The sequence below is a fragment of the Candidatus Desulfatibia sp. genome, assembly GCF_036446775.1.
Classification (GTDB): Bacteria; Desulfobacterota; Desulfobacteria; order Desulfobacterales; family UBA11574; genus Desulfatibia_A.
Genome location: NZ_JAZFTO010000335.1, coordinates 1 through 13,122, shown reverse-complemented (window position 1 = coordinate 13,122; position 13,122 = coordinate 1). Strand labels below are relative to the sequence as shown.

The 13,122-nt window shown below is 46.8% G+C and carries 8 protein-coding genes; 7 read left to right on the top strand and 1 reads right to left on the bottom strand.

Annotated elements, in window-relative coordinates; genetic code table 11:
- The first annotated feature begins 340 nt into the window (after positions 1-340).
- The 6 genes from V3S16_RS15690 to V3S16_RS15665 all read left to right on the top strand — a co-directional run bounded on the left by V3S16_RS15690 (position 341) and on the right by V3S16_RS15665 (position 8,530).
- Entirely contained in the window at positions 341-751 is a 411-nt protein-coding gene (locus V3S16_RS15690; protein WP_413886619.1) for a response regulator, read from the top strand.
- A complete protein-coding gene (locus V3S16_RS15685; protein WP_413886617.1) occupies positions 735-2,840 on the top strand; it encodes an ATP-binding protein in 2,106 nt (701 codons plus the stop codon). The genes V3S16_RS15690 and V3S16_RS15685 overlap by 17 nt, the downstream gene beginning before the upstream one ends.
- A 126-nt stretch (positions 2,841-2,966) precedes the next feature.
- Positions 2,967-3,869, top strand: coding sequence for a response regulator (locus V3S16_RS15680; protein ID WP_413886615.1), 903 nt, complete (start codon positions 2,967-2,969; stop codon positions 3,867-3,869).
- Positions 3,870-4,269: 400 nt separating this feature from the next.
- Complete coding sequence (locus tag V3S16_RS15675) at positions 4,270-4,854, top strand: TetR/AcrR family transcriptional regulator (RefSeq protein ID WP_413886621.1); 585 nt, start codon at positions 4,270-4,272, stop codon at positions 4,852-4,854.
- A 12-nt stretch (positions 4,855-4,866) separates the two neighbouring features.
- The gene (locus V3S16_RS15670) at positions 4,867-6,681 is read left to right on the top strand and encodes an acyl-CoA dehydrogenase (protein ID WP_413886613.1); all 1,815 of its coding nucleotides are present in this window, start codon (positions 4,867-4,869) and stop codon (positions 6,679-6,681) included.
- A gap of 64 nt (positions 6,682-6,745) precedes the next feature.
- Positions 6,746-8,530, top strand: a complete 1,785-nt coding sequence (locus V3S16_RS15665; RefSeq protein ID WP_413886611.1) for an acyl-CoA dehydrogenase family protein — start codon at positions 6,746-6,748, stop codon at positions 8,528-8,530.
- Positions 8,531-8,549: 19 nt separating this feature from the next.
- On the opposite strand, the gene V3S16_RS15660 is transcribed toward V3S16_RS15665, so the two are convergent.
- Positions 8,550-10,256 (bottom strand): long-chain-fatty-acid--CoA ligase, encoded by a 1,707-nt coding sequence (locus tag V3S16_RS15660; protein ID WP_413886609.1) that lies wholly within the window; start codon positions 10,254-10,256, stop codon positions 8,550-8,552.
- A 534-nt stretch (positions 10,257-10,790) separates the two neighbouring features.
- Between V3S16_RS15660 and V3S16_RS15655 the strand changes: the two genes are divergently transcribed.
- The gene (locus tag V3S16_RS15655; RefSeq protein ID WP_413886607.1) at positions 10,791-12,860 is read left to right on the top strand and encodes a (Fe-S)-binding protein; all 2,070 of its coding nucleotides are present in this window, start codon (positions 10,791-10,793) and stop codon (positions 12,858-12,860) included.
- Positions 12,861-13,122 lie beyond the last annotated feature (262 nt).

The window sequence follows — 13,122 nt, the reverse complement described above, 5'->3', positions numbered from 1 at the left end:
TTGCTCCATGTGTGCATTGGTCGACAATTTTTTGTATAACGCTGTCAACAATTTAACAGAAAATTTATCCTTCAATACTTGATGAATTCGTAAAAAGTCGAATTCATCGCGTTTTAGGTTTTAAGTTTTAGGTTTTAGGTTATTATTTTACGATTATTTGCAGATACTTAAAACTTAAAACGTTCGTAAAAAGGAAAATTTTACTTTTTACGAAACCATCATATCTAACTGGCACATATATTGCAATCATAAAAAGGGAGATCGACATTCTAATAACAAATAACAAATTAACTTCCAATTGAGCATAATCGCTCAATCGGGGCAGGAGCGTCTACTTAGCATGAAACTTAATAATCTCAAGGTATTGGTTGTTGATGATTACCAAAAGATGCGTCAGGGGCTGTGCGCCACTTTAAAGCCGTTAGACCTCAATATTTCCGAGGCTTCCAACGGTGTTGAGGCTCTAAAAGCCTTACGCCAAGACAAGTTCGATGTAGTCTTTACCGACCTGGTGATGCCTGAAATGGATGGTTTTGAGCTTTGCGAGGAAATTCGAAAAACGCCGGAATGGGCGGACATGCCCATTGTGGTTATATCGACGCATTATGACAGCCGTTACATCGTTAAGGCGCTGCGTCAAGGCGCTGATGATTACATACCCAAGCCCGTTGAACCTGAAACTGTCAAAAGAGTTTTAGATCGTATTTTGACTCCTACAATCCTGAGAGAAAACCATGAACAGAACAATTAAACATTCGGAAAATATGCTGGTAAGAGGTGAAGAATTAGACCGCTTGTTACTGTTGGCCGGGGAAGTTATTATTACATCGAGCAATCAGGGCCTTGTTTATAAAAACATGCAGGACCTTTACGACAAAAAGGCTCATGTGGATCAGGAAGCGCTGGATGCCGCCAAAGACCTGGCCTCTTCCACCTCGCTGCTCTCCGGGGATCTGCACCGGCTGGTTCAATCCATCCGGACCGTAAATCTTAAAGACATGGGGTTTCGGTCCCGGCGCCTGGTACGGGATCTTTCGCGCAAAACCGGCAAGCTGATAAATTTTGAAGTGCTGGGCGAAGAAACCACCATTGATAAAGCCATTGTAGATCAGCTTTATGATCCCATCGCCCACCAATTGCGCAACGCGGTTGACCACGGCATTGAAGATGTTCAGACCAGGGTGCGTCACGGCAAACCCCAAGAGGGCCGGATTGTTTTTGAAGCCTATAATACCGATCAGGAAACCGTTATTGAAATCGAGGATGACGGTGCCGGCATACCCTTACAGGAGTTGCACAAGAAAGGTGTTGAAAGCGGCATCATCGGCAAGGACGACCCCATAACGGAAGAGATCGCCTTGGAGCTGATGTGCACGCCGGGATTGACCACTTCAGAGACAGTCTCCAAGATATCCGGGCGCGGTGTTGGTATGGATGTGGTCAGGAACAGTATTGACAACCTGGGCGGCACCTTTTTTTTCAAAACCACAGCCGGCCAAGGTACTACTTTCACGATCCGCATTCCACTGGCGTCCGCGGTTAATATTGTTGACGCGCTGGTAGTCAGTGCGGATGAAAACATTTTCGCTTTCCCTATCTCCAATGTGGTTGCTTCCATTGCCCTGAGTAAAGAGGATATTACAGTTGCCCTTGAAAAAGGGAGAATGGTGAAATATCTTGACAGTCTGTTGCCGCTTCACGATCTTAACCATGTCCTCGATAAAAGGTGTGCCGACTTTGACTGGGCTGCGAGTAGCGGCAGCATACCTATCCTGATTGTTGAACATAAAGGCAAAAAGGTGGCCTTTAAGGTGACCGAATTTCTGGCACCGCAAAAATTGGTCATTATACCCTTTGATGAATCCATCGCCACCATCGGTCTGGTAGGTTCCACCATTCTGGGCGGCCGAAAGTTAGGATACATTGTGGATGTTCCCGGCCTGATCAGTCTGGCCCTGGATGAAAAGGTGCGCGATGTCGCCAGCAAGGTCAAGGGCAAAGACTCTGAGGAAACCACTGACCTCGAAGCAGCCTCTGAAAAAAAGACAGCGGCAAGCGACGCTTTCACAGAGGGTCCGCAGGATACCCAAACAGAAGTTTCCGCAGCGGCCAGGCAGGAGTATGTGGCCGAATTGGAAAGACTTTTTCCGGATTTGAATGAAGCTGTCTTTGCCCTTGAATCCGACCCTTCCGACAACGAGAAGGTGCATGCCGCTTTCCGGTTGTTCCACACCATTAAAGGCAACTTTATTATGATGGGGCTGCCCAAAGGCGGTGAAACTATACACGGCATTGAGTCCGTTTTAGACAGCACGCGCAGCGGCAAGATGGAAATCACACCCGAGGTGATGGATATCATCATGGACGGGGTTTCATACATCGAAGATGTGGTGCGTAACATGCAGGCGGGAACCTGGGAGGATAAGGCGGCCGAGGATATTGTTGAGCGCAGTAAAGATATGCTTCCTGAAGAAAGCTTCGAGCAGCAGGAGATTGACGACGTGGCGGCAGCAGAAATCAGATTAACCCATGAATCACAATATCGTGCCCTGATGCATCGCAAAAACAACGCTAAATTCTATCGTATCTATATTGAATTCAACCCCGGCGCCCAGCCGTCTTTTCTGGTTGCCTGTCTGATTTACAGGCGCATTTGTGACGTGGGGGACGTGCTGGGAACAGTCCCTCTGCTGGCTGATATAGAAAAAGGCATGATGAACGGAAAAATCAAACTCTTGTTTACATCAACTCATGATCAGGATTTTCTCCAGAAAGCACTGGAAGAGCTTTTCACAAAACACTATGGTGCTAATCTGGTGAGTGTTGTTAGCAGCAGTTAGGTAAAGAATTCGGGTCAAAAGGGTCCGGATTTGGTTTACCCTATAAGGGTTTAGTTTCTTAATATTTTGATGGCGTTTATGACTAAATAATACACCTTGAACACGGACTTTTAAAAGATGATGAAAATGAAAACTTATCTGATGCAAAATGATGACTATCCTCTGGATGTATCACTGTTTGACACTCTGGATGCCATGTCAATAGAAACTCGCGCCTTAACCCTGCCCGCCGATCACCATGATATGAGCGCTCTTCTCGATGGACTTGAAGGCGGTTTGATTTTTTTTCCGGCGGTCTGGAAAGATCTTTTCTGTGTTAAGCTTATCCAGGAAGTATCACTTTTACCCGTGCCGTTTGAAACCATTATAACGGATGTGGCGCCGGATGTATCTAATCTGATTGTAGCTTTTAATGAAGGCCTGTCAGCCTACCTGGAAGCACCTGTTAACGCAGAGCAGCTTCAGCTTATAATCTTGCGGGCCAGATCCCGTTTTGAAGAGAAAATATCTCAAATTTCAACGGCCCGGCGTCTCTTGGAGATGACCTTGCCGGCAGCTTCGTTTGACCGTTCCAGGGCCATGCTCGTTAGAAGCCGTTATTTGGGTAAAGCCTTTGTCGATCTTGCCAACAGGACGGGTCCTCTTTTTGAGAGCAAGCTGGAGATTCTGCTGGTCTCCTCCTCTTCCGTCCAGCAAAAACAGCTGAGCCGGCTTTTAAAAACTTTAGGAATTTCGACCGCTGAAACCGGCAATATAAAAGAGGCCCTTCAAGCCGCCGAAGAGAAAGAATTCACGGTGGTAGTCTCTGACAGTATTCTTCCTGACGGTGACGCGACCAAGCTTGCCGACCGCTTGAGAAAGACAAGCACAAGCATGCCGCATATCATTGTCTGGTCGTCATCTCCGGAAAAGGCCGCAACCCTGCTGAACCCTGAAAATCACATCGATGAAGTAATTGTAAAACCGGCTCCTGAAACAGGTATCGAATCGATTCTGCCGTCGATTATAGCGGTTATTTACAGAAACTAACTCTGAATTAATGATTGAGGCTTCTCTGATGCACGTGCATCTTATCCATCGGTCATCTACACTATATTTAAAAAAAGATATGTACCGAGTTTAATAACGGCATTTTGAGAAGCCTAGATCATTAAGAATAACAAACCCCCGGTCTTTACAAAAAAAGGTCGGGGGTTTTCTCTTTACAAAAATGAATATATGCTCATTCAGTCAGACAGTGCTAAACAGGCCTTTTAACGCCTAAAATTTATCCCATCCTATTTAACTAATTACTATTAAATTAAAAAGAGTTAGAGTCAAGGCGAGCAGGTTTTTATCGATTTTTCTTGACACTTAAACACCTTTTTGATAAATGAATGAGTGCTCATTCATAAAAATGGAATGTAATTAGTTAAGAAGGAGGCCTACCATTAACACAAAAGCAAACGACAAATATCATCGAATTCTTGAAGCGGCGGTGAAGGTATTTTCTGAGCAGGGATTTTTTCAATCAACCGTATCGCAGATCGCCAAAGAAGCCGGAGTGGCTGACGGCACCATTTATCTTTATTTTAAAAATAAGGATGACATTCTGGTCCACTTTTTCAGTTTCAGGACCAGGCAGGTATTTGCCCGTTTGAGGGAAGAAGTCGAGCAGGCCGACAACACGATAGATAAACTTCGGAACCTTATACGCCGGCATCTTGAAGAATTCCAGAATGACCGCAACATGGCTGTGGTATATTTTACCGAAACACACAAGAGTCATCGCCTGGTAGAACAGCAGATCAAAGAAATGTCCAAGATGTATCTGGATATTATTGCCGAGATCGTCGAACAGGGCCAAGAAGAAGGGATTATTCGCAAGAATTTATACCTGGGACTGGTTAAGCGCTTTATTGTTGGGGGCGTAGATGAGGTGATCAACACCTGGTTGCACTCAGAAGGAGAGTACGACCTTGTATCCATGGCAGACCCGCTGGTAGAGCTATTTTTGAAAGGAATCGGCACATAAAGGGAGAAAAAAATGACACAATTTATCGCGGATCGCAGGGACATCGATTTTGTTCTGCATGAACAATTACAAGTTGAAAAACTTAGCAAACACGAAAGGTTTGCCGAATTCAACAAAAAGACCATCAACATGATTGTGTCCGAAGCACGCAATCTGGCAATCAAGGAAATTCTCCCGACCCAGTTGTTAGGGGATCAGGAAGGCTGTAAGTTCGAAAACGGCAAGGTAACGGTTCCGGAATCCTTTCACCGAGCCTACGAGATTATTAAAGAAGGCGAATGGGTTGCCATGTCGGAGAGCCCTGAGTGGGGCGGACAGGGAATGCCTATGGTGGTTTCGCTGGCTGCCAGTGACTATTTGGTGGGTGCCAATTATGCCTTCATGATGTATCCGGGCCTGACCCAAGGTGCGGGAAAACTGATTGAAGCCTTTGGGACCGATAAACAAAAAGAACTTTTTTTAAAAAAAATGTATACGGGTGAATGGACCGGCACAATGCTTCTGACAGAGCCCGAAGCAGGTTCGGATGTTGGTGCGCTGACGACATCAGCAGTCAAGAATCCGGATGGGACCTATTCAATTACAGGCAGTAAAATTTTCATTTCAAGCGGCGAGCATGATCTGGCAGAAAACATTATTCACCCGGTTCTGGCTCGCATCGAAGGGGCTCCGGCGGGGACCAAGGGCATTTCGCTGTTTCTCGTACCCAAGATTTGGGTTAATGATGACGGTAGTCTGGACGAGTTCAACGATGTGGTCTGCACAGGCATTGAAGAGAAAATGGGTATCCACGGCAACGCAACCTGTTCAATTTCCCTGGGCGGAAAAGGAAAATGCAAAGGGACCCTGCTGGGCGAAGAGAACAAAGGAATGCGAGCCATGTTCCTGATGATGAACGAAGCCCGCCTGCTGGTTGGTCTTCAGGGTTTTACCTGTGCGTCGACAGCCTATATGTATGCGGTCAACTATGCCCGCCAGCGGCTCCAGGGGAAGCATCTTCTTAAGATGAGAGATAAAAATGCACCGTTGGTTCCTATTATCCAGCATCCGGATGTACGGCGACAACTGATAACGATGAAGGCCTATGTAGAGGGAATGCGGAGCCTGCTTTATTATGTCGGCATGTGTGAAGACAACGTTAAAGTTGCCAAGCGCGCGGAGGAGAAAGAAAAATATCAGGGGCTCATAGATGTTCTGATACCGATTGCCAAAGGATATGTAACCGACAGAGCTTTTGAAGTCTGCAACCACGGCCTCCAGGTCTATGGCGGGTATGGATATATTAAAGACTATCCTTTGGAACAGCTTGTGCGAGATTGTAGACTCACTATGATCTATGAAGGTACCAACGGTATACAGGCTATGGATCTTCTGGGAAGAAAGCTGGGATTGAATAAAGGCAAACCGGTTATGGATCTTTTGGGAGAAATGCAAGCGTCGATTGCAGCCGCCAGGGAGATAGAGGGTCTAAAAGAATTTGCAGACTTGGTGCAAGAGGCTGTCAACAAACTGGGCGAAGTCGGCCTGCACATGGGTGCATCTGCCATGTCGCCCGAGGCGATGAAGGCCTTTGCGTTTGCTTATTCTTTTATGGAAGTTACCGGTGATGTAGTGATGGCCTGGATGCTATTGTGGCGAGCAACTGTTGCCGCTCAAAAGCTGGAAAAAGGTGCCCGAAAAAAGGATGTTGCCTTTTACGAGGGGCAGTTAAAGAGTACAGAGTTTTTTGTTCACTCGATTCTTCCGATTACGATGGGCAAGTTCAACGCCATTTTGACAACCAACGGCGCAGCGGTAGAGATCTTAGAGGATTCCTTCGGCGGATAATTTACTTATGCGAAATCCGGCCGGTTGGGCCTGATCGCAGATTGAAAGGTTAAAGGAGAAAAGGATGCCGGAAAGAAAAATGTTTGCCGGTGGAGAATTTTTAGTTACGGATGCCACAGCGGAAGATGTATTTATTCCGGAAGAAATGACCAGGGAACACAAAATGATCTATGCTGCGGCCCTCGATTTCGTAAAAAAGGAGATCCGGCCCAATATGGAGCTGATTAGTGAGAAAAACGAAGAATTGGCCCGATCGTTGATGAAAACAGCCGGTGACCTCGGACTTAACGCTACCGATATTCCTGAAGAGTATGGCGGCGAAGGGATGGATAAAATCAGCACGTGTCTTGTTGCTGATGCATTAGGTGGTGCGGCTTCATTTTCGGTTTCCCATTCCGCCCACACCGTAATCGGCACCTTACCCATCGTTTATTTTGGAACCGAGGCCCAAAAAAAGAAATATTTGCCGAAACTTGGTACGGCCGAGTGGCTGGCAGCCTACTGTTTGACCGAATCGAGTGCCGGTTCCGACGCCCTGAATGCGCAGACAACGGCCACACTTTCTGATGACGGCCGCCACTACTTGTTAAACGGTGAAAAGATCTTTATTACCAACGGTGCCTGGGCCGATCTCTTCATTGTTTATGCTAAGGTGGATGGAGAGAAATTTACGGGGTTTATTGTTGAAAGAAGGTTCCCCGGTGTTTCCAGCGGTCCCGAGGAAAAGAAACTGGGCATAGAAGGGTCTTCTACCACATCTGTCATATTTAAGGATTGCATGGTGCCGGTAGAAAATGTTCTTTTTGAAATCGGCAAAGGGCACAAGGTCGCATTTAACGTCCTCAATATCGGCCGATATAAACTTGGTGCCAGCGTTACCGGCGGATGCAAGGTAATCATTGCCGAGGCGACACAGTATGCAACAACCCGTGAGCAATTCGGCAAAAAAATCGCCTCTTTTGGCATGATCAAAAACAAGCTGGCAGATATGTGCATCGGTATCTTTATGGCCGAGTCGCTCACATATCGACTGGCAGCCATGATAGAGGACAAACTGAGTTCGCTGGATCCGCAAGCCAGGAAAGAGGGGGCCGAAAATGCCAAAGCCATCGAAGAGTACGCCGTTGAATGCTCGATTGCTAAAGTATATGACAGTGAGCGCCTTGATTTCTGTGCCGACGAGGTAGTTCAGATATTCGGTGGCTATGGTTATATAGCCGAATATCCGGCCGAGGGGATATACCGGGATGCCCGCATTAACCGAATCTTTGAGGGTACCAACGAGATCAACCGGCTGTTGATTGCCGGGACCGTTCTGAAACGCGCCGTGCAAGGCCGGCTTGCTCTTTTCGATGCGGTTCAGGCAGTAGAAGAAGAGGTGCAGGCCGGAGTGCCGGATGCGCCCGGGTTTGATGATGCCCCCCTGGCCGCACAGCAGCATCAGGTTAAAATGAGCAAGAAGATTTTGCTCTTGACCCTTGGCAAAGCGGCCGGTAATTTGTTGGCCGACCTGGCGGAAGAGCAGGAAGTGCTGGCTTTTTTGGCAGATATGATCATCGAGATATTTGCGATGGAAAGCGGCCTGCTCAGGGCCCTAAAAATGATTGATAAAAAGGGGGAAAAGCGGGCCGAGTATCACACGGCCGTCGTGCAGGTTTATGTTAATGATGCCATTCCGAAAATCGTCCACTGGTCCAAGCAGGTTCTGGCCTTTGTTGAAAAAGGTGATGCTCTGGTCGCTTTGCTTGCGGCAGTAGACAAGCTTGCCGCTTATCAGCCGGTAAACACCGTTAACTTAAGGCGCCGGATTGCCGAAAAAGTTATTAAGGGTAAAAAGTATCCCTTTTAAATAAAATCGTAACACGATTTTATTTCTGTGCTGCTTGCCGTTTCTCAAGTTCTTCTACCCGGAGTTCCTTTTTCAAAATTTTCCCCACATTGCTTTTGGGCAGCTCAGCTCTAAATTCGATTTCCGTTGGAAGCTTGTAAGTGGCCAGTTTATCTTTGCAGAATTCGATGAGTTCCGCCATGGTAGCGGTTTCCCCTTCTTTCAATACCACAAATACTTTGACCTGCTCACCGCGCGTTGCGTGCGGTACTCCGATGGCAGCGGCTTCCATAACTTGGGGATGCTGATAAAATACTTCCTCAATATCGCGCGGATAAACATTATAGCCGCCGGATATAATCATATCCTTTTTGCGGTCGACAATATAAAAATACCCCTCTTCATCCATTTTGGCGATATCCCCGGTATGCAGCCAGCCGTCGGCCAGGGTTGCGGCCGTTTCTTCAGGCTTATTATGGTAGCCTTTCATCACCTGGGGACCTTTAATAAGAAGCTCACCGATTTCACCAGTTGCAACATCGGTCTTGCCGTCGGCAAGATCGACAATACGGCACTCGGTGTCGGAGATCGGAACCCCAATACTTCCTACCTTTCGCTTGCCGCCCGCAAACGGGTTAATATGAGTTACCGGCGCCGACTCCGTCAGGCCGAAGCCTTCAACGATGACGGCGCCCGTCTTTTGCTCAAATTCCTTGATAACTTCAAGCGGCAGGGGGGCACTTCCGGAAAAACAGCCTTTAATAGAAGTCATGTCGACTTTGCTGATGTTGGGATCATTGAGCATGCCGATATACATCATAGGAACCAGGGGCGCAAAGGTCGGTTTGAATTTTGCAATAGTTTCCAGCAGAGCTTCCGGCTGGGGCTTGGGAACAAGAATCTGGCCCCATCCCATGTAAATGGCAAAGTTCATGGCGGTTGACATCCCGAACACATGGAAATATGGAAGGGCGCCCAACATAATTTCATTGCCCTTGTTGAATGTTGGAAACCAGGCGGCGACCTGCTGAACCTGCCTGTTGAGGTTGTCGTGGGTGAGCATGACGCCTTTGGAAATACCGGTAGTTCCGCCGGTGTACTGGTACATGGCCACATCATCAAGAGAAATCTCAACCAGGGGAGGATTGGGAGGATGAGCGGCCAGAACGTCTTTCCATTTGAAAACGTTGTCCGCTGATTTTACATCGGCGGCCAGTTTTTTCTTTTTGGCGACCAGCGGGAATAAAAGGCTTTTAGGGAAGGGCAGGTAATCGCCGATGGAAGTATAAACGATTTGTTTGATCTGTGTTTTCGGCCTTAGATCGATCATGCGATTGCCTAAAAGATCCAAAGTTATGAGGGCTTTTGATGCTGAATCATTGAATTGATGTTCAAGTTCCCGGTCTGAATAGAGAGGGTTATTCATGACGGCTATCGCGCCTAATTTCAAGATGGCGTAATAGGCCGCAACGCAGGGTATCAGGTTTGGCAGCAGGATGGCGACGCTGTCGCCTTTTTTGATACCGAATTCATGCAAACAGGCGGCAAAACGGTTGACCATATCATTGAGTTGACGATAGGTAATCTTATAGCCCTGAAACAGCACTGCCATTTTCTCAGGGAACTGGTCGGCTGATCGCTCCAGAATGGCCGGCAGGGCAATTTCCTCGTAATCTACCTTTTGGGGGACGCCCTTTTCATAACTGGCCAACCATGGTTTGTCTTCGTATTTGATTGCTGTGGTCACATGAGCCTCCTTTCACGGGTTCAAAGGTTCAACGTTCAAAGGTTCAGAGGTCGGCCGTCTAATTGTCTCATCCCTATTGAATCAACGGTTTAGGAAAAAAGCGCGCAGCGCTGAACCTCTCCGAGGCGTAGGATCGTGCCTCTACGAGCCGGAGGCCTGAACCCTGAACCTAATAACCTAGACCGACCTGATGTCCAATTTATTTGCAATCCCACGGTATATAAAAGTCTACGGTTATTTATATTAAAGTAAATACCGAGGTCTGTATATAGCACTGTTAAGATGAAATCGAAATTTTGTCAAGAATAGGGTATAATATATAAAGCCAACAAAATCTAAAGCAAAGGTTTTTCTTGACAGAATGGAAATGTGCTTATAAAAAATGAATGAACGTTCATTCATTTAAGTCCATAACTTTTATATTTGCATTCTCCGCTGCTTGTTGAAGCGCAGCGAAGAACCCGCTAATCGGGGCTGTTAATCGTAATGCAGTCACAAGATTGTTTACTGTGAAAGGAGTCGGATGCACGACAAATGGAAACAATGCTGATCTCTCCGGCAAAGGCTACGCTTGTTGGGATTCCTACGGTTATTTTTTCACTGCTGATACCACTGATTGGAGTGGGAGTCTTTGCTTACATTATAGCTATGCGCCTAAAGCCGCTTGTTCTGGCTGCGCCTGACCAGCGCTTTGATCATTTAATTCAACGGCTGTTAAACATGCTCAAATACGTGATTGGTCAGTACCGCCACCCGCGATATATGGATGCCGGCATCATTCATATTTTTCTGTTTGCCGGTTTCATGATCCTTTCTTTACGATCTATTACGCTGGTATTACTTGGAATTTCAGAAGGATATGTATTGCCGGGCATGGGTGGTACGGCTGGAGTTGTTTACGGTGTCCTCAAAGATTTTGCAGGGACTTGGGTCCTTGTGGCCTGTGTGGCGGCCATGTTCCGGCGGGGAGTTCTCAAACCCGAACGTTACGCTGTGCCGCCCAAATACGGCAAGGATCATACCTGGGAAGCCATGCTTGTTTTGCTGCTGATTACAGGACTTGTCACCTTTGATATGGTGTTTGAAGGCAGCCAGGCTGCGGCACAGATTCAAAAAGGATTAAAAACCGAGCTTCTTGTACCGGGTACCGGAACCTGGTTTGCCGCCCATGTTTTGAGTGCTTCATCACTTGATAAACTTCAAAATTTGCACCTGGGGGCTTATTTTTCGCATGAACTGATATTTTTTTTCTTTCTCTGTTTTCTGCCGCTGGGGAAGCATTTTCATATAATTACGTCCCTGCCGAACGTATTTTTTCTTAAACTTAACAAAGGTACTGTAAAGCCGGTTCGATGGGGTGTTGCCGACGATCAGCTTGACGATTTGGAGTCCTTTGGGGTTAAAACATTCGAGGATTTTACCTGGAAGCAAATGCTCGATTTTTATTCCTGTGTAGATTGCGGGCGGTGTTCTGATCATTGCCCGGCTAATGCCGCGGGTCGGCCGCTTTCTCCGCGGTTTATTTCGGTTAAGTGCCGGAACTATTCTTTCGCAAAATACCCGCTTTTCGGCCAGCCGGTAAATGGCCGGCCTTTAATCGGTAATGTGCTCGAAGAAGACGAAATCTGGTCGTGTACTACCTGCGGAGCCTGTGAAGAAGAATGTCCGGTGTTGATAGAGTATATTGATAAGATCGTTGACGTCAGAAGAGGTATGGTTGATGATGGAAACGTGCCTCAATCCTTACAAAAACCGCTGGGAGCGCTTGAAAAGCGGGGAAATCCCTACGGCAAGACCGCGAAAAAAAGAGCCGACTGGATAAAAGATTTACCTGAAGACTGCAATATAAAGATTCTGAAGAAAAAAGAGACGGCCGACATTCTTTACTTTGTCGACAGTATTACTTCATATGACGACCGCATTCAGGAAATCGGCAGAGCTACAGCACGAATTCTTTTTAGCGCCGGGATTGATTTTGGTATTTTGGGGCCGGCTGAGAAAGACAGCGGGCATGAGGTTAAAAGGTTTGGCGAGGAGATGCTTTTCCAGGAATTAAGGGATCAAAACACGGATGCGATTATCAGGTCCGACGTTCAAAGCATTGTAACAGCAGATCCACATGCCTTCAATGCTTTGAAAAATGACTATCAGGGTCTGCCGCCGGTAGAGCACATCAGTCAGATGATTGCCAGAGAGATCAAGGGCGGAAAAATTCGATTAAAGGAAGTTGAAGATAACGGTGCGACGTACACCTATCATGATCCCTGCTATCTGGGGCGGCATAACGGCGTTTATGATATCCCCAGAGATGTTATTGACGCCATACCGAACTTAAAAAGAGTTGAAATGTCCAAATGTAAGGATCGTTCGTTTTGCTGCGGAGGTGGCGGCCTGATGCTTTTTTATGAGCCCGAGGAAGAGATCAGGATGGGGAGATTGAGGGTGGAGATGGCCGAACAGGCCGGTGCCGACGTGATCGTGACGGCCTGTCCCTTTTGCCTGGTCAATATTGAAGATGCTATCAAAACCAGCGGTCTGGAAGGAAAAATAGAGGCTATTGATTTGGTTGAATTGATTGAGCGTCACATGGTACATGATACGTAAACGTTCAGAGGTTCAGGGGTTCAGGGTTCATAGGTTCAGGGTTCATAGGTTCAGGGTTCAGAGTCCATAAGCGCAATGTTTTTTTGCCCCGGATGGACTGTGGAAGGTTTACTGAAAAAGATGAACATCGAACATCGAACGTCCAACATCGAATGATGAATAAAAAAAAACGAACGAAATTAAATTGCAGAGCGGAGCGACATCATTATTCGATGTTCAACGTTGGACGTTCGATGTTCGATGTTCAGTCTGTTCGATGTTC

Excerpts from the sequence above, each read along its gene's own strand:
- V3S16_RS15670 (WP_413886613.1), top strand. The coding sequence starts at position 4,867 with ATGACACAATTTATCGCGGATCGCAGGGACATCGATTTTGTTCTGCAT.
- V3S16_RS15680 (WP_413886615.1), top strand. The coding sequence starts at position 2,967 with ATGAAAACTTATCTGATGCAAAATGATGACTATCCTCTGGATGTATCA.
- V3S16_RS15685 (WP_413886617.1), top strand. The coding sequence starts at position 735 with ATGAACAGAACAATTAAACATTCGGAAAATATGCTGGTAAGAGGTGAA.
- V3S16_RS15690 (WP_413886619.1), top strand. The coding sequence starts at position 341 with ATGAAACTTAATAATCTCAAGGTATTGGTTGTTGATGATTACCAAAAG.
- V3S16_RS15665 (WP_413886611.1), top strand. The coding sequence starts at position 6,746 with ATGCCGGAAAGAAAAATGTTTGCCGGTGGAGAATTTTTAGTTACGGAT.
- V3S16_RS15655 (WP_413886607.1), top strand. The coding sequence starts at position 10,791 with ATGGAAACAATGCTGATCTCTCCGGCAAAGGCTACGCTTGTTGGGATT.